Annotated in this window: 10 protein-coding genes; 5 read left to right on the top strand and 5 right to left on the bottom strand. The window is 67.5% G+C overall.

Annotated elements, in window-relative coordinates; translation table 11 throughout:
- The first annotated feature begins 92 nt into the window (after nucleotides 1–92).
- On the top strand, nucleotides 93–1,073 hold the full coding sequence (gene rlmB, locus AC5RVS_RS00050) for a 23S rRNA (guanosine(2251)-2'-O)-methyltransferase RlmB (RefSeq protein WP_494106629.1): 981 nt from the start codon (nucleotides 93–95) through the stop codon (nucleotides 1,071–1,073).
- A 115-nt stretch (nucleotides 1,074–1,188) separates the two neighbouring features.
- Nucleotides 1,189–3,183, top strand: coding sequence for a glycogen debranching protein GlgX (gene glgX / locus AC5RVS_RS00045; RefSeq protein WP_494107287.1), 1,995 nt, complete (start codon nucleotides 1,189–1,191; stop codon nucleotides 3,181–3,183).
- A gap of 81 nt (nucleotides 3,184–3,264) precedes the next feature.
- Here the strand turns inward: glgX and AC5RVS_RS00040 are convergent, their stop codons facing one another.
- The 5 genes from AC5RVS_RS00040 to glgP form a co-directional block, all read right to left on the bottom strand.
- On the bottom strand, nucleotides 3,265–3,852 hold the full coding sequence (locus AC5RVS_RS00040; RefSeq protein ID WP_494106628.1) for a DUF3618 domain-containing protein: 588 nt from the start codon (nucleotides 3,850–3,852) through the stop codon (nucleotides 3,265–3,267).
- The gene (locus tag AC5RVS_RS00035; RefSeq protein ID WP_493988885.1) at nucleotides 3,849–4,325 is read right to left on the bottom strand and encodes a phage holin family protein; all 477 of its coding nucleotides are present in this window, start codon (nucleotides 4,323–4,325) and stop codon (nucleotides 3,849–3,851) included. The genes AC5RVS_RS00040 and AC5RVS_RS00035 overlap by 4 nt, the downstream gene beginning before the upstream one ends.
- The gene (locus AC5RVS_RS00030) at nucleotides 4,322–5,146 is read right to left on the bottom strand and encodes a hypothetical protein (protein WP_493988886.1); all 825 of its coding nucleotides are present in this window, start codon (nucleotides 5,144–5,146) and stop codon (nucleotides 4,322–4,324) included. The genes AC5RVS_RS00035 and AC5RVS_RS00030 overlap by 4 nt, the downstream gene beginning before the upstream one ends.
- Before the next feature lie 48 nt (nucleotides 5,147–5,194).
- Complete coding sequence (locus AC5RVS_RS00025) at nucleotides 5,195–6,259, bottom strand: YihY/virulence factor BrkB family protein (protein ID WP_493988887.1); 1,065 nt, start codon at nucleotides 6,257–6,259, stop codon at nucleotides 5,195–5,197.
- Between the two features lie 255 nt (nucleotides 6,260–6,514).
- Complete coding sequence (glgP, locus tag AC5RVS_RS00020) at nucleotides 6,515–9,148, bottom strand: alpha-glucan family phosphorylase (protein ID WP_494106627.1); 2,634 nt, start codon at nucleotides 9,146–9,148, stop codon at nucleotides 6,515–6,517.
- Nucleotides 9,149–9,293: 145 nt separating this feature from the next.
- Here glgP and AC5RVS_RS00015 point away from each other — a divergent pair, with 145 nt between their 5' ends.
- Genes AC5RVS_RS00015 through glgB form a run of 3 tightly spaced genes read left to right on the top strand, consistent with a single transcriptional unit; the run spans nucleotide 9,294 to nucleotide 17,114 of the window.
- Complete coding sequence (locus AC5RVS_RS00015) at nucleotides 9,294–11,342, top strand: alpha-1,4-glucan--maltose-1-phosphate maltosyltransferase (RefSeq protein ID WP_494107286.1); 2,049 nt, start codon at nucleotides 9,294–9,296, stop codon at nucleotides 11,340–11,342.
- On the top strand, nucleotides 11,342–13,141 hold the full coding sequence (gene treS, locus AC5RVS_RS00010) for a maltose alpha-D-glucosyltransferase (RefSeq protein WP_493988889.1): 1,800 nt from the start codon (nucleotides 11,342–11,344) through the stop codon (nucleotides 13,139–13,141). The genes AC5RVS_RS00015 and treS overlap by 1 nt, the downstream gene beginning before the upstream one ends.
- Entirely contained in the window at nucleotides 13,134–17,114 is a 3,981-nt protein-coding gene (gene glgB, locus AC5RVS_RS00005) for a 1,4-alpha-glucan branching protein GlgB (protein WP_494106626.1), read from the top strand. Before treS ends, glgB begins: the two co-directional genes overlap by 8 nt.
- Nucleotides 17,115–17,416 lie beyond the last annotated feature (302 nt).

Raw genomic sequence — 17,416 nt, 5'->3', positions numbered from 1 at the left:
TTTAAAGCAGACGATTCCCGTCGGGCTTGCCGCGCACAGCCGGTGTGCCGCACGTGGGAACGAATCTTCCCCAACACAAAGGTAGTTTTTCGATGGCCAACAAACCTCGCCCCGGAGCGGTGCGCAAGTCCAAAAAGGGACCCACCGCCGGAACCGGCGGACACGGGCGCAAAGCGCTCGAAGGCAAGGGGCCGACCCCGAAGGCCGAAGACCGCCCGTACCACAAGGCGTACCGCACCAAGCAGCTCTCCGAACGCTCGGCCGCCAAGCGCCCGGGCGGCCAGCGCGGCACGGCCCCCCGCCGCGGCAAGTCCGCCGGCGAGATGGTGACCGGACGCAACTCCGTGGTGGAAGCCCTGCGCGCCGGCGTCCCCGCCAAGGCACTGCACGTCGGAGTCCGGATCGAGATGGACGACCGCGTCAGGGAATCCCTGAAGATCGCCGCCGAACGCGGCATTCCTGTGCTCGAATCGCACAAGCCGGAACTGGACCGGATGACCGATGACGCCGTCCACCAGGGCCTGGTGCTGCAGATCCCGCCGTACGACTACCAGGACGCCCTGGAGCTGGCCGAGGACACGATGGCCAAGTTCAAGAAGGGCTACATCAACAACGCCCCGCTGTTCGTGGCCTTGGACGGCATTACCGACCCGCGCAACCTCGGTGCCATCATCCGTTCCGCCTCGGCCTTCAGCGGCCACGGCGTGATCGTGCCCGAGCGCCGCTCGGTCGGGATGACGGCCTCCGCGTGGAAGACCAGCGCCGGCGCGGCGGTGCGCGTGCCGGTGGCCAAGGCGAGCAACCTGACCAATACGCTCAAGGCATTCCAGCAGCTGGGCATCTTCGTGCTCGGTCTGGACGGCGGCGGCGACGTTTCGCTGCCGGACCTGTCGCTGGCCACCGAGCCGGTGTGCCTGGTGGTGGGCTCCGAGGGCAAGGGCCTGTCCCGGCTGGTCCGCGAACACTGTGACCAGATCGTCTCCATCCCGATCGACTCGGCCATGGAGTCGCTCAACGCCTCCATGGCCGTGGGCATCAGCCTGTACGAAATCTCGCGGCAGCGCGCGCGCTAGGAGCAGGTGGACCGTTTTGGCCCGTCACGCCAAGAGCCTTTCCCCTGAGCCGCCCGCGCGCCAGGCGCAGCTTTCGCGTGCCTTCCCGCTGGGCGTCAGCGACACCGCCCCGGGCATGCCGCCGATTCCCGGAGCGGTGAATGTGGCGGTCTTTGCCCCGGGGTTCGGGACCATGGACGTGCACTTCGAGGATGCTTCAGGAGCCAGGCAGCGCGCCGAGCTGACGGCACTCACCGACGGCGTCCACCACGGGACGGTCAAGGGTCTGGAGGCCGGCAGCCGGTACGCCTTCTGGCCGCACGGCGAAGAGCTGCCCGCGTCCGGGCAGCTGCTGCTGGACCCCTACGGCCGTGCCATCGACGACGACGGCGGCGTCCTGCGCTCGGTGTACGTCACCGGCGGTTTCGACTGGGGGAACGACGCCCGCCCGCACGTGCCGTGGCGGGACACGGTGGTCTACGAGTGCCATGTCAAGGGCCAGACGATGCTGCACCCCGACATCCCGGAGGAACTGCGCGGTACCTACGCCGGCCTTGCCCACCCGGTGATGATCCAGTACCTGCTGGAGCTGGGGATCACCACGGTGGAGCTGCTGCCGGTGCACTACCACCTGGACGAACCGCACCTGCAAAACCTTGGACTGGCCAACTACTGGGGCTACAACACGCTCGGCTTCTTCGCCCTCTGGCCGGGGTACGCCACCGCTGCCGCCCAGGCCGATGGGCCGCGGGCGGTGCAGGACGAGTTCCGCACCATGGTCAAGCAGTTGCACGCCGCCGGCCTCGAGGTGATCCTGGACGTGGTCTACAACCACACGGCCGAGGGCGGCAAAGACCAGGACACCTACTCCTTCCGCGGGCTGGCGGACCACGTGTACTACCGGCACGACGGCCACGGGAATTACCTGGACACCACCGGCTGCGGCAACACGATGAACTTCAACGAGCCGCGCGTGATCCAGTTGGCCCTCGATTCGCTCCGTTACTGGGTGGAGGAGTTCCACATCGACGGCTTCCGCTTCGACCTGGCGGTGTCGCTGGCCCGCGACGGAAACAACCATTTCGATCCCCGCCACCCGTTCCTGGTGGCCGTCGGCGCCGATTCGGTGCTGTCGGGAGCCAAGCTGATCTCGGAACCGTGGGACGTGGGCGACGGCGGCTGGCAGACGGGGCACTTCCCGCCAGGGTGGACCGACTGGAACGACCGCTTCCGCGATACCGTCCGCGATTTCTGGCTGGCGGACCAAGCCGCGCTGGCGGCGGGCGGGCAGGCCGGGACGGTGGCGAGGCTGGCCGGCTGCCTGGCCGGATCCACCGAACTGTTCGCCGGCTCCGGCCGCACCGCGCTGGCCTCGCTGAACTTCGTGACCGCCCATGACGGCTTCACACTGGCCGACCTGACATCGTACGACCGCAAGCACAACGAAGGCAACGGCGAAGAAAACCGCGACGGCCACGACCATAACCGCAGCTATAACCACGGCATCGAAGGGCACACGGGGGACAGCCAGGTCCTCGACGCCAGGGACCGGAGCGCCCGGAACCTGATGGCTACCCTGTTGCTGTCGCTCGGGGTGCCCATGATCTGCGCCGGCGACGAGATCGGCCGCAGCCAGCAGGGAAACAACAACGCATACTGCCAGGACAACGAGCTGGCCTGGACCGACTGGCAGCTGGACGAGCGCGAACACCGGATGTTCGATGCCACCCGCCGGCTCATCCAACTCCGCCGGTCCTTCCTGGCGCACCAGCCGTACAACTACCCGGCACGGACGGAAAGTTCCTACCTGCTCTGGTTCAACGCCGACGGCGAACCGATGACTCCGGATGATTGGAACAACCCGGACTGCCGCCTGGTCCAGCTGCTGATGGGGTCGCCCCAGGGCATGATCGACGGACTGGTGGTGATCAACGGCGGAGGCCAGCCGCAGAAAATCGTGATGCCCACCCCGCAGTCGCTGCAGGACTTCGGCAAACACCGCGGCGGGAAGCACCTCTTCGAGCTGCTCTACACCACGTCCCACGACGGGGAACACCGGCGCGGCGCCACGGTCCGCAGCGGCGACATGGATGTGGCGGGCGCGAGCACCATCTCCATCTACCGCTCCTAGGCAAACGCGCCGGCGCCGGGAGTGCCTCAAGGGCTCTCCCGGCGCCGGCATGCTGGCCGTCAGGCAGCGTGGACGAAGGGCCTAGATCTGCCGGGGCGGTTCCTGCACGTTGCCGCGGGCCTCCTGTGCCCGCTGCTTCACATCCTCGGCGGCGGACGTTCCTTCGGACTTCACCCTGCCCGCCGAGTCCTGGGCCGAGGACTTGAGGTCTTCGGCTGCCTCGCGGGCCGGCTCCTTCATGTCCTGGGCCACCTGGCGGGCGGAGTCCTTGACTTCCTGCACCACCGGTTCGGCCTGTTCCTTGACCTTGTCGGCTGCCTGCTGCTCCACCCGGCTGGCCGGGAACAGCGAGGACAGCAACCAGCCGGCGCCGAAGGCGATCAGGCCGGCTGCTACCGGGTTGCCCTCGGTCTTGCGGGCGAGCTGGTGCGGGGCGTCGCTGGCCATTTCGCCGGCGTCGTGCATCATGGAGCGGGTGCCGCCGGTGGCGTCGTCAGCGGCGCCCATGATCTTATCCTTGACGCGGCCCACGGAATCCTTCACTTTGTCCGTCTGCCGGTGGACGATGTTCGACGGCGACGCTTTCTCCGCCACGGCGTCGACGTCCGTGCCCAGCCGGGCGCGGGTGCGTTCGATGTCGGCTCGGATTTCTTCGGGTGACTGGCTCATAGCGCTTCCTCACTTGGCTTCAATGTTTCCGGAATCTGCTTTACTGACTCGGTGGTCTGGGGCATCCCTTCGACCGTCTTCAGCTGCTTGCGGCCGAGCGAATAGAGAATGGCAGCGATGATGGCCCAGAGGACTGCCACAATCAGGCCGGACCAGGCCCACCCGATCCCGTCGGCGATGAGCGCCCACAGGGCCAGGGACAGGAACAGGAGGACGAAGTGGCCGGCCACGCCGGCTCCACCCAGCATGCCTGCCCCCTTGCCGGCCTTGGTGCCGGTCTCCTTGAGCTCGGCCTTCGCCAGCTCCAGTTCCTGGCGCATCAGGACGGAGATGTCCGTGCTCACCTGGCTGAGCAGGTCGCCCAAGGATTCGTTTTCGGCCTTAATTTCCGCCCGGGTAGGTTGGGCGGCATCCTGGCCGGGCACCCGCGTAGGTTCGCCGGAATCCGCACCGGGCACTTGCTGGTGACTCATCGAGTCCCTCCGTCCTCATAGGGGTTCCGCTCCGGGATGGCGGTGCCGCGGCCCCCGACGGGCGGTTCGCCCACGGGGTAGGTGGTTTCAGGCTGTGCCGGTGCACCGCCGAGGGCGGAACCAGTCTGCGCCCCGGGCGCCGCAAAACCTTCGGCGCTTTGGGCTTCATAGCTGCCGGCCCCGGCCGTGCCGTAGACCGAACCGGTGGTGGCACGGTGCGTGCCCACTTGCCTGCCCGTCATGGAGCCGCTGGCTGATCCGCTGTCGGCGGTGAGCCCCTTGGTCAGCCGCCCGGCCAGGACGCCGGCTCCTGCCGCGATCGCAAGGAAGGCACCGGGACGTCGCCGGGCAAAACGCTTGACCTCGTCGAGCAGCGATCCCGGATCGCGGTTCTCCAGCCACCCCGCGACGGAGTCGGCTCGGCCTGCCACCTGGCCGACCAACCGGGTCGCCGGCCCGGACTGCTCGGAGTTGTGGGCCATGGAGTTGAGCTCCTCCCCGATCGACCGCAGCCCCGAAGCCACGCGCTGCTGCTGCGTGTTGGCCTGGCTGTGAATGCCATCGCCCATTTCTGACATCAGGTTGCGGGCCTTTTCCTTGGCTTCGTGCGCTACGTGCTTAACCTCGTCCTTGGCAGTCTCGGCAACCTGCTGGCCCGCTTCGGCTCCTTCGCGCCCCACTTCCCTCGCCTCGGTCTTGGCTGTCTCGCTCTTGGACTGGCCGGTGGACGGGGGATTCGAGGGTGGCGGGACGGCCGTGCCCCCTGTCGGGTAAACGGGAGCGCCCTCGTCGTAACTGCCGGAATGTGGATTCGTGGTCATGGCAATTCCTTTTCCTTGTCGGGTTCTTCCTGTCAGTCCTGATCTTGATCAACTACTGTCACGGGATTCCTCCTCGGAATGCGCGAACTTGCGGCGCAGATCGCGCCCCCGTGTAATGTCCTCCTCTTCCTTCTCAGCCTTCTTGTCGATCTTGCGGCTATCGCGGACCGGCAGTTGGATGTTTTCTTCGGCAGCCATGCCGGCCTGCAGTTCGCGGCCGCGTTCCGTCTCGGCATCAAACTCCGCGCCGAACAGCAGGGCGAGGTTCGCCAGCCAGAACCACAGCAGCAGGACGATCACGCCGCCGATGGCTCCGTAGGTCGCGTTGTAGTTGCCGAAGTTGGCTACGTAGAAGGCGAAGCCAAGGGTCGCCAGGGCCAGCACAATCAGCGCCAGGAGGGCGCCAAGGCTCATCCAGCGGAACTTTGGCTGCTTCACGTTGGGCGTCGCGTAGTACAACACGGCCACGATCACCACGGCGAAGATGACGACGACCGGCCATTTGGCGATGTTCCAGGCGGTCACCGCCGCCTCGCCGAGTCCGATCACCGATCCGATCGCCTCCGCAATCGGGCCGGACACCACCAGCATCAGCAGCGTCAGCACGGCCAGCAGCAGCACCACGACGGTGATCAGCAGCATCACCGGGCGAAGTACCCAGAACGGCCGGCCTTCCTCGACCTCGTAGATCCGGTTCATGGCCCGGGCGAAGGCGTTGACGTAGCCGGAGGCCGACCAGAGGGCACCGACCAGGCCGACGACGAACGCGAGCCCGGCTCCCGGGGCGCTGGCCAGTTGTTGGATTGGCTGTTGGATGACCTCCACTGCCTGGGCCGGTGCTACCTGCCCGAGCATGCTCATCATGGCGTTGGTGGTCTGTTCCGCCTGTCCGACGAGCCCCAGAATGGAAACCAACGCCAGCAGGCCGGGGAACAGGGACAGCACTGCGTAGTACGTCAGTGCCGCCGCAAGATCGGTGCAGTTGTCATCGGAAAATTCCCGAATGGTCTTGCGGAGGATGTACTTCCACGAAGCCTTCTTTACCTGCTGCGGCTGCTGCGGCTTGTCCTCGTGGTCCGGCGGTGGTGCCTCCCGGTCGGTGCTCGTGCCCATGTTCGCCTCCTTCGTAGTCCGTTCGGACGGAACACCCTCATGCTATTAGTCAGCATGCTGATAATAAAGGGGTGAGACACACAGAAGGACGTACGAAGGCGCTTATTTCCGCTCGAAATCGGCATGAACGTGCGGTCTTTAGCGGAATTAAACAAACTGCCGGATAGTGACGTTTCAGCCGTTCCGCGGCCCTCCCCGAACGCCGCTCGCGCCGGCGGCGGACGCGAGCGGCGTCGGGGGCGACGTTGGCGTGGCTCAGCCGGTGGCGTTGGAAACCAAACCGAGTTCGGCCTGGTTCGCCAGCGCCGGGTGCTTGGGCAGCACCCGCACGCTGTACCCGAACGACCCGGACCGGTCGATGGTCACCGGGCCGGTGAAGAGATAACGGCCGTCGCCCAACTGGTCGCTGACGGCCAGTTCGTCGCTGGAGGTCTGCGCGAGGTCGTCGTTTTCGGTGACCTGGCCGTGCACCACCTGGACGGTGACGCTGTCCGGCGCCAGGGATCCGAGCCGGACGTAGGCATTGACCGTCAGCGACTCGCCGATCTGCGGCTCGTCCGTGATGCCCATCGAGTCCACGTGCTCCACCGACACGTCGTCCCAAGCGGCGTGGACCCGGCTGGTCCATGCCGCCAGTTCCTTCGCCGCCGCAAAATCGTCCGCCCGGGCCGTCCTGCCGGATGCCCAGGCCGGACGGTAGAGCTGCTCCACGTAGTCGTGCAGCATCCGTTCGGCGGAAACCGCCGGTCCCAGATTGGCCAGCGTGTGTTTGATCATCGCGATCCACTGGTGCGGGACGGTATCGTTCGCCACCGGCTCGGACGGCCCGGCAGCGCCTGCGCCTTCGGAGACCTCGGCGGCATAGAAACGGGGTGCCACGTGGTGCTCAATGAGGTCGTAGAGTGCGGCGGCTTCAATATCGTCGCGCTCGTCGGGGGTGAACATGTCGGCCGTCCGGGGGCCGGTGGAAGGGTTCGCCGTCGGAATCGCCCAGCCGTTGTCGCCGTCGTACATCTCGTCCCACCAGCCGTCCAGCACGGAGAGATTCAGTCCGCCGTTGATCGCGGCCTTCATGCCGGACGTCCCGCAGGCCTCCAGCGGGCGCAGGGGGTTGTTCAGCCAAACATCGCAGCCCGGGAAGAGCGTGCGCGCCATGGCGATGTCGTAGTTGGGCAGGAACACGATCCGGTGCCGCACCTCGGGGTCGTCGGTGAAGCGGACCAGGTCCTGGATCATCCGCTTGCCCTGTTCGTCCGCCGGGTGGGACTTGCCCGCGATGACCAGCTGGACCGGCCGTTCCGGGTGCAGCAGCAACGCCTTGAGCCGGGCCGGATCGCGCAGCATCAGGGTCAGCCGCTTGTAGGTCGGCACCCGGCGGGCGAAACCGATGGTCAGTACGTCCGGGTCCAGCACGGCGTCGGTCCACGCCAGCTCCGCATCCGCGGCCCCCCGCTTCTTCCAGGAGGCACGCAGCCGGCGGCGGACATCCTCGATCAGGGCCGTCCGCAGGCTCCGGCGCAGCGCCCAGATGTCTTCGTCGGACACGTCGTAAACGCGGTCCCACTGGCGGGCGATGACCGTCTCGTCGCCGAACGCCGACCGCGCGAACTCCGCGATCCGGGGATCCACCCAGGTCGGCACATGCACGCCGTTGGTGACCGAGCTGATCGGCACTTCCTCCTGGTCGAAGCCCGGCCAGAGCCCCGAGAACATGCCGCGGGAGACCACACCGTGCAGCTTGGCCACGCCGTTGGCCCGCTGCGCCAGCCGCAGGCCCATCACGGCCATATTGAACTTGGACGGATCTCCGCCGTCGTAATTCTCGTCCCCGAGTTCCAGGATCTTGGCGGTGGGTACATCCGGGGCCAGGCCCGCACTGAAGAAGTGCTGGATCTGTGCCTTGTCGAACCGGTCGATGCCCGCGGGCACCGGCGTGTGCGTGGTGAACACGGTGTTGGCGCGGCCGGCGGCCAGCGCCTCATCCCACGTCAACCCGGCGGCCGCCAACTCCTGGATGCGTTCGATCCCCAGGAAGCCCGCGTGCCCTTCGTTCGTGTGGTAGACCTCCGGGGCCGGGGCGCCGGTGAGCCGCTGGTGGATGCGCAGCGCCTTCACGCCGCCCATGCCCAGCAGCAGCTCCTGCTGCAGGCGGTGGTCGCCGCCTCCACCGTAGAGCCGGTCGGTGATGCCGCGGGCGGCCTCGTCGTTGCCCGGGATGTTGGAATCCAGCAGCAGCAGCGGCACCCGGCCCACGTCGGCGCGCCAGATGTAGGCGCCGAGCCTGCGCCCGTTCGGCAGCGGCAGCGTGACCTGGGCGGGCTGCCCGTCCGCCTCGCGCAGCAGCGTCAACGGCAAACCGTCCGGGTCCAGCACGGGGTAGGTTTCCTGCTGCCAGGCATCGCGGCTCAGCGACTGCATGAAGTAGCCGGCGGCGTAGAGCAGGCCCACGCCCACAAGGGGCACGCCCAGATCGGAGGCGGCCTTCAGATGGTCGCCGGCCAGGATGCCCAGGCCGCCGGAGTACTGCGGAAGCACATGGGAGACCCCGTACTCGGGGGAGAAGTAAGCGATCGACGCCGGTGCGTCCGCTCCCAGCGTCTGGTACCAGCGGTCCTCGGCCAAGTACTGCTCCAGGTCGGCGTCCAGCTCGCGCACCCGCGCCACCACGTCCCGGTCGTCGGCCAGAGCGCGCAGCCGTTCCCGGGTGAAGGAGCCCAGCAGGGCGACGGGATCCTCGCGCACCTCGGCCCAGGCCTGCCGATCCAGCTGTTCAAACAGCTGCTGGGTGGGCCGGTGCCAGGACCAGCGGAGGTTGCCCGCCAAGCGGGCCAACGGAGCAATGCTCTCGGGGAGGACAGTTCGGACAGTAAATCTGCGGATTGCCTTCACCCGGCCTAGGCTAGCGCACATCCCTGCGCCGGTGATGGCCGGCGGGTGAATGCCCGCCGAACTGGCCGTCAACACGGTCGCAAGGGGTAAGGGTCCTTCGCAATCGGGAAGGAATCTCGCTAACGTCTGTCTTGTGACGACTTCGATGCAGGAGCACAGTACAACCCAGCCAGCCGCGCGCCTGAAGTTTGGCCGGATACCGGTTGTCGACGTCTGGCCCGTCGTCGGCGGCGGCGAGTTTCCGGCCAAGGCGATCCCGGGCGAGGACATAGAGGTAGCCGCTACCGTCTTCCGCGAGGGGCACGACAAGATCGGCGCCACCGCGGTGTTGTTCGACCCGGACGGCCAGCCCGTCCAGCGGGCAAGACTCACGCCGGGCGCGCCCGGCACCGACCGCTGGCACGGCACGCTCCGGCCCACCGGCACCGGCCTGTGGACCTTCCACGTCGAAGGCTGGGGAGACAATTACGCCACCTGGCGGCACAACGCCGAGGTCAAGATTGCCGCCGGCGTGGACGTGGAACTCATGCTCGCCGAGGGCCGGCTGCTGCTGGACCAGGCCGCTGGCCAGGGCGGGCGGCCGGAGGGCAACGCGCAGGTGTTGCGCGATGCTGCCGCCGCGCTCGGCGACGAATCGCTCACCGTGCATGAACGTTTGGCCGCCGGAACCTCGAACGCCGTGCTGGACGCCGTGAACAGCCACCCCATCCGCAGCCTGGTCAGCCCCTCGAAGCAGTACCCCATCCTGGTGGAGCGTGAACGCGCCGGCCGCGGCGCCTGGTACGAATTCTTCCCGCGCTCCGAGGGCGCACATTACGACCCGGCGGACGGGACCTGGACGTCCGGCGACTTTACGACGGCGGCCGAGCGGCTTCCGGCCGTTGCCGCCATGGGATTCGACGTGGTGTACCTGCCGCCGATCCACCCGATCGGCGAGGTCAACCGCAAGGGACCGAACAACACGCTGACCGCCGGTCCTGGCGACCCCGGATCGCCCTGGGCCATCGGATCCAAGGACGGCGGGCACGACGCCATCCACCCCGACCTGGGCGGATTCGAGCAGTTCGACGCCTTTGTGGCCGCTGCCGAGGCGCTCGGCATGGAGGTGGCCCTGGACCTGGCCCTGCAGGCTGCCCCGGACCACCCGTGGGCCACAGAGCATCCCGAATGGTTCACCACCCGGGCCGACGGCACGATTGCCTACGCGGAGAATCCGCCGAAGAAATACCAGGACATCTATCCGCTGAATTTCGATAACGACCCGCGCGGCCTTTCCGAAGAGGTCCTGCGGATCGTGAAGCTGTGGATCTCGCACGGAGTCAAAATCTTCCGGGTGGACAACCCGCACACCAAGCCCTTGTGGTTCTGGGAATGGCTGATCGGAACGGTGAACCGCGACCACCCGGAGGTGGTCTTCCTGGCCGAGGCTTTCACCCGCCCGGCCATAATGCACGCGCTGGGCCGCGCCGGCTTCCAGCAGTCCTACAGCTACTTCACCTGGCGCAACACCAAGGAAGAGATCGAAGAGTATTTCACCGAAGTCAGCCACGAGACGGCACCGTTCTTCCGGCCAAACTTCTTCGTCAACACCCCTGACATCCTCACCGAGTACCTGCAGTACGGCGGCCCCGCCGCGTTCAAGGTCCGGGCGGTGCTGGCGGCCACGGCCAGCCCGCTCTGGGGCGTGTACGCCGGTTTCGAACTGTACGAGCACGTGGCCCGGCCGGGCGCCGAGGAATACATCGACAACGAAAAGTACGAGTACAAGGCCCGCGACTTCGCCGCCGCGGAGGCCGAGGGACGCTCGCTCGCGCCGTACCTGACCCGGCTGAACACCATCCGGCGGGCCCACCCGGCGCTGGGGGACCTGGGCAACCTCACCGTGCACCGCAGCACCGACCCGGCCACGGTGGTGTACTCCAAGCACAAGGCGCACCTGCCCCAAGGCCACGGCGGCGGGCGGGACACGGTCATCGTCGTCGTCAACGTGGACCCGCACAGCGCGCGCGAGTCGACGGTCTCGCTGGATCTGGCGGCGCTGGGGCTGCGGGACGAGGACTTCAACGACGACGGCACGTTCTGGGTGGACGACCTGCTCAGCGGGCAGAGCTGGCGCTGGGGCGAACACAACTATGTGCGGCTGGACGCACACGTGGAACCCGCCCACATCCTGCACATCCGAAGGAACCGCTGATGGCCAGCCCCTTCCAGCTGCATGCTCCGGGGCTGCCGCATGACCCGCACTGGTACCGCAAGGCAGTGTTTTACGAGGTGCTGTTGCGGGGCTTCGCGGACTCCAACGGGGACGGATCGGGCGACTTCTCCGGGCTGATCGACAAGCTCGACTACCTGCAGTGGCTGGGCGTCGACTGCCTGTGGATTCCGCCGTTCTTCACCTCCCCGTTGCGCGACGGTGGATACGACGTCGCGAACTACTTCGACGTGCTGGACGAGTTCGGCACCATCGGCGACTTCAAGCGCCTGGTGGCGGAGGCACATGCCCGCGGAGTCCGGGTGATCATCGACCTGCCGATAAACCACACGTCGGACAAGCACGACTGGTTCGAACAGTCCCGGCGGGACCCGGAGGGGCCGTACGGAGACTTCTATGTCTGGTCCGACACCGACGAGAAATACCAGGACGCGCGGATCATCTTCGTGGACAGCGAGGATTCCAACTGGGCGTTCGACCCGATCCGCCGTCAGTTCTACTGGCACCGCTTCTTCAGCCACCAGCCGGACCTGAACTTCGAAAACCCCAAGGTGATCGAGGCACTGTTCGACGTCGTACGGTTCTGGCTGGACCAGGGGATTGACGGTTTTCGCGCGGACGCCATCCCGTACCTGTTCGAGGAAGACGGGACCAACTGCGAAAACCTGCCCGCCACGCACGCCTTCCTGCAGGACCTGCGCGCACTGGTGGACACGGAATACCCCGGCCGCGTGATCATCGCCGAAGCCAACCAGCTGCCGCACGAGGTGGTGGAATACTTCGGCCAGCCGGACGGCGACGGCGGGCTGCGCCCCGAATGCCATATGGCCTTCCACTTCCCGATCATGCCCCGGCTGTATTACGCCCTCCGGGACCAAAAGGCCGCCCCGATCATTGCCACCATGGAGCAAACACCGGCCATCCCGGCCGGAGCGCAGTGGGGAACCTTCCTGCGCAACCACGACGAACTGACGCTGGAAATGGTCACCCGCGAAGAGCGTGAGGCGATGTTCGGCTGGTATGCACCGGATTCCCGGATGCGGTCCAACATCGGAATCCGCCGCCGGCTGGCCCCGCTGCTGGACAACTCGCGCGCCGAGATCGAACTGATTCACGCGCTGCTGCTGTCGCTGCCGGGCAGCCCGTTCCTTTATTACGGGGACGAGATCGGCATGGGCGACAACATCTGGCTCGAAGACCGCGATGCCTCCCGCACGCCGATGCAGTGGAACCCCGACCGCAACGCCGGGTTCTCCACCGCGGACCCCGGCAAGCTGTACCTGCCGGTGGTGCAGTCGCTGGTCTACCACTACAACTACGTCAACGTTGAGGCGCAGTTGGCGCACAACAGCTCGCTGCTGCACTGGGTGCGCCAGATGCTCGCGGTCCGCAAGGCCCATCCCGCCTTCGGCCTGGGTACCTACCGGAACGTGCCGGTGGACTCGGAATCGGTGCTGGCCTTTTTGCGGGAAGTGCCGGAGGGCAATGCGGAGGGCCTGGAGAAAGAGGTGCTGCTGTGCGTGTTCAACCTGTCCCAGCACCCCGTGGCGGCACCGCTGCGGCTGCCCGAATTCGCTGGCCGCGGTCTGCGCGACACGTTCGGAGGCGTCCCGTTCCCCGCCTTTGACGACGCCGGCCAGCTCACGCTGACGCTGGGCAGCCACGACTTCTTCTGGTTGCGGCTGCGTTCGGCCGCGTCCAACCTGGCATCTCCACAGACCGAGACACTCCCAGTCATCAAACCCGCGACTGAAGGAACAGAGGTGGCAACACATGCCTGAATTCACGCCGAGCCTTCCCGAACTGCTGCACCAGTGGCTGCCCGTCCAGCGCTGGTTCCCCGCCAAGGGCCAAGAGTCGGTCCTGCACCGGCTGGGCGGCATCCGGTTGCAGGACCCGGCCGGAGCGGTGGGACTGGAAGTGCACATCGTGGCCGTGCACACCGCCGACGCAGTCCACGTGGTCAACGTGCCGCTGAGCTACCGCCGGGAGCCCATGGCCGGTGGTGAGGCGGCCCTGCTGGGGCGCGCGCAGCAGGGCACCGAGGACACCTGGGCGGCAACCAGCCACGAGGGCGAGACCGCCGGGGCGGACGACCGCGCGGGCGGCGCCGCGGGGGCGGCCGGCGGTGCTGCGGGCGATTCCGGGGAGCGCTGGATCTACGACGGCGCCCACGACCCGGTGTTCGTGGCCGCCTGGCTGGAGCTGATGCGGCGGCAGCTGGTGACCGGCGACGGGCATACCCGGGGCCATGCCGGGGCCGGGTTCGAATCCTGGCCGGAGTTCACCACCGGGCTGCAGGCCTCCGTGCTGCTGGGAGAGCAGTCGAACACTTCGGTGGTGGTGGAGTCCGACCAAGGCCCGCTGATCGTGAAGTTCTTCCGGGTGTTGGAAGCCGGCACCAATCCGGACGTCGAAGTCGGCGTGCTGCTCACGGAGGCCGGATGCCGTGAAGTCCCGGTCACCTACGGGTGGGTCACCGGCGGGTGGCACACTCCCGGACAGGACAACGATGGCAGCGACCGCCTGTGGGATACCGGCCACCTGAGCGTGCTGCGGGAATTCATTCCGGACAGCCAGGATGCCTGGCGCACCGCGTCGGGCTCCGCCCTGGACGGCACGGACTTCAGCTCCCAGGCCCGCGAGCTCGGAGCCGTCACCGGACGGATCCACCGCAGCCTGCGCGACGCGGCCGGCGCCTACCCGGCGGATGCCAAGGCCGTCGAAGCTTTCAAGACCGCGCTGGCGGAACGGATCCGCTGGGGCTGGGCCCAGGCGGGTGCGTCCGTGGGGCCCCTGGACGACGCGGTGCAGGAACTGCTGGACCGGCTGGACCAGGTGACTGAGCTGCCGCAGCTGCAGCGAATCCACGGCGATTACCACCTGGGCCAGGTGCTGTTCTCGGCACAGCGGGGCTGGGTGGTGCTTGACTTCGAGGGCGAACCGCTGCGGCCCATGGGGGAGCGCGGCACCGACGACGTGCCGCTGCGCGATGTGGTGGGGATGCTGCGCTCGTTCGATTACGCCGCCGGCGTTGCCCGGCTCGCGGAGCCCGACGATGCAGCCGGCGCCGCCGCCGACAACTGGGCGGCGCAGGCCAGCTCCGCGTTCCTGGACGGCTACCGGGAAGGGACGGGCGAGCCGGTGGACACGTCGTCCACGCTCTTCCGGGCGCTGCTCCTGGACAAGGCCCTCTACGAAGTCGTGTACGAACAGCGCAACCGCCCGCGCTGGGTGCAGGTGCCGGTCCGCGGGGTCCGCGAGGCGCTGGCACCGCTGGCGGGAGCCGGCACCCCGGTCGGGACCGGCAACAAGGACAAGGTTGCCGCGGGCACCGGCAACCGGCCCGGAGCCGGCAACCGGGACCAGGCCGCGGGCAACGGCGGGACTTTCGCCGCCGCCGGCGCAGCCGCGGCCGGAACCACCGCCGCCGCCAACACCTCCGGCGCGGCCACCGGTTCCGGTCGGCGGGCCCGTCCCGTGCACTCCACCGCCGCGGAGCCGTCCCGGCCCGGGCCGGCATCGCCGGCGGGCAGCCGATCCGGCACCCCGGTGCATGTCGAGCAGGAGGTGCTCTCCGCCGTCGCGCACGGGTCCTACCACCAGCCGCACGCCGTCCTCGGCGCCCACCTGGACGACCACGGACACGTCACGGTCCGCACCCGGCGCCCGCTGGCCGATTCCGTCACCGTGATCACGCCGTCCCTGCGCGTGCCGATGGAACACGAGCACGAGGGCATCTGGGTGGCGGTCTTTCCGGCCGACGATCCGGGACGCGTTCCGGATTACCGCCTCGAGGTAGCGTACGACGGCGGTGCACCCGCCATCAGCGACGACCCATACCACTATCTGCCCAGCCTGGGCGAAATCGACCTGCACCTGATCGGTGAGGGCCGGCATGAGACCCTCTGGAGCGCGCTCGGTTCCCACGTGCGGCGCTATAACTCCGCGCTGGGCGACACGTCCGGGGCCAGCTTCGCAGTCTGGGCGCCGAATGCCCGGGCCGTCCGGGTCAAGGGCGACTTCAACCACTGGGACGGCGCCCGGCACGCGATGCGCTCGATGGGCGGATCCGGCGTGTGGGAACTGTTCATCCCCGGCGTCGAGGCGGGTGCCGTCTACAAGTACGAGTTGCTGGGCCAGGACGGCCAGTGGCGGGAGAAGGCCGACCCGATGGCCCGCTGGACCGAGGTCCCCCCGTTGACCGGTTCCCGCGTGGTCGAATCGCACTACCGCTTCGGCGACCAGGAATGGATGGAGCGGCGTGCCGCCCGCGACCCGCACAACGGGCCGATGAGCGTATACGAAGTGCACCTGGGGTCGTGGCGGCTGGGGCTGGACTACCGGCAGCTGGCCGACCAGCTCGCCGAATACGTCAGCTGGCAGGGCTTCACGCACGTGGAGTTCATGCCCGTGGCCGAGCATCCGTTCGGAGGATCGTGGGGCTACCAGGTCACCTCCTATTACGCGCCGACCTCGCGATTCGGGCACCCGGACGACTTCAAGTACCTGGTGGACCGACTGCACCAGGCCGGCATCGGCGTCATCCTGGACTGGGTGCCGGCGCACTTCCCCAAGGACGAGTGGGCGCTGGCCCGGTTTGATGGCCAGCCGCTGTATGAACACGGCGACCCCCGGCTGGGCGAGCACCCGGATTGGGGCACGCTGATCTTTGACTTCGGCCGCCGCGAGGTGCGCAACTTCCTGGTCGCGAACGCGCTGTACTGGCTGGAGGAATTCCACATCGACGGACTCCGGGTGGATGCGGTGGCCTCCATGCTGTACCGCGACTACTCGCGCAAGGAGGGGGAGTGGTTCCCCAACATCCATGGCGGCCGCGAAAACCTGGAGGCCATTTCCTTCCTGCAGGAGGTCAACGCCACCGCGTACAAGCGGGTGCCGGGCATCGTCATGATCGCGGAAGAGTCCACCGCGTTCGACGGCGTGACCCGCCCGACCAGCGCGGGCGGCCTCGGCTTCGGGCTGAAGTGGAACATGGGCTGGATGCACGACACGCTGGAATACATCGCCGAGGACCCGGTCAACCGGATGTATCACCACGGCAAGGCCACCTTCTCGATGGTCTATGCCTACACGGAGAACTTCCTGCTGCCGATCAGCCATGACGAAGTGGTCCACGGCAAGGGGTCGATGCTGCGCAAGATGCCGGGCGATCGCTGGCAGCAGTTGGCCAACCTGCGCGCCTACCTGGCATTCCAATGGGCGCATCCGGGCAAGCAACTGATTTTCATGGGAACCGAATTCGGCCAAGAGTCCGAATGGTCCGAACAGCATGGGTTGGACTGGTGGCTCTCCGAAAATGTTCCGCACAAGGGGCTGCAGCACCTGGTCCGCAACCTCAACGGGATTTACCGCTCCACGCCGGCTTTGTACGAGCGCGACAATGAGCCGGCCGGCTTCCAGTGGATCGATGAGAACGACGGCGCGCACAACACGCTGTCCTTCATCCGCTGGGACCAGCAGGGAAACCCGCTGGTCTGCGTGGCCAACTTCTCCGGCGCCCCGCACGAAGGATTCCGGCTCGGCATGCCGTGGGCGGGCGAATGGGACGAGGCCTTGAACACCGACGCGGCCGAATACGGCGGATCCGGAGTCGTCAACGGTGGTGCCGTCACAGCCCTGGAAGGCGGCTGGAAGGACAGCCCCGCTTCGGCAACCCTGCGGGTGCCCCCGCTGGGGGTGGTGTACCTGAAGCCGTCGGCCGGTGGCCGGCCCCGGGTGGCGGAAAGATGAACGGCAGTGGAATTTACATCCGCGCCGTCCGGTGCTAGAGTTTAAAGCCGCGCAGGGCGGTAGGGCCGCCCCGCCGGAACCGACCGAAGGCACTCGCCAACGGGAGGAACGGACAGGGCAGTTTGACAAGGACTGCCGGCGCGGGTAAGTTAGAAAAGTTGCTCCGGAGCGATGGAGGGCCTGAGAGGGTCGTCCTGGTGCCGGGTGCTCCTGTTGTTTGAGAACTCAATAGTGTGCCAAGTTTGTTGATACCAATTTTTTATTGGTTGAAAGTGCCGTGGCGTGCCGCCCCTGTGGTGTGT

It is taken from the genome of Arthrobacter sp. Y3221048, assembly GCF_059092685.1.
Note: the sequence above shows the minus strand (reverse complement) of the source record. Positions and strands in the feature narration are given on the sequence as shown.

Bases quoted from the DNA above. Each gene is read 5' to 3' on its own strand.
- rlmB (WP_494106629.1), top strand. From the start codon at position 93: ATGGCCAACAAACCTCGCCCCGGAGCGGTGCGCAAGTCCAAAAAGGGA.
- glgX (WP_494107287.1), top strand. From the start codon at position 1,189: ATGCCGCCGATTCCCGGAGCGGTGAATGTGGCGGTCTTTGCCCCGGGG.
- AC5RVS_RS00040 (WP_494106628.1), bottom strand. From the start codon at position 3,852: ATGAGCCAGTCACCCGAAGAAATCCGAGCCGACATCGAACGCACCCGC.
- AC5RVS_RS00035 (WP_493988885.1), bottom strand. From the start codon at position 4,325: ATGAGTCACCAGCAAGTGCCCGGTGCGGATTCCGGCGAACCTACGCGG.
- AC5RVS_RS00030 (WP_493988886.1), bottom strand. From the start codon at position 5,146: ATGACCACGAATCCACATTCCGGCAGTTACGACGAGGGCGCTCCCGTT.
- AC5RVS_RS00025 (WP_493988887.1), bottom strand. From the start codon at position 6,259: ATGGGCACGAGCACCGACCGGGAGGCACCACCGCCGGACCACGAGGAC.
- AC5RVS_RS00015 (WP_494107286.1), top strand. From the start codon at position 9,294: ATGCAGGAGCACAGTACAACCCAGCCAGCCGCGCGCCTGAAGTTTGGC.
- treS (WP_493988889.1), top strand. From the start codon at position 11,342: ATGGCCAGCCCCTTCCAGCTGCATGCTCCGGGGCTGCCGCATGACCCG.
- glgB (WP_494106626.1), top strand. From the start codon at position 13,134: ATGCCTGAATTCACGCCGAGCCTTCCCGAACTGCTGCACCAGTGGCTG.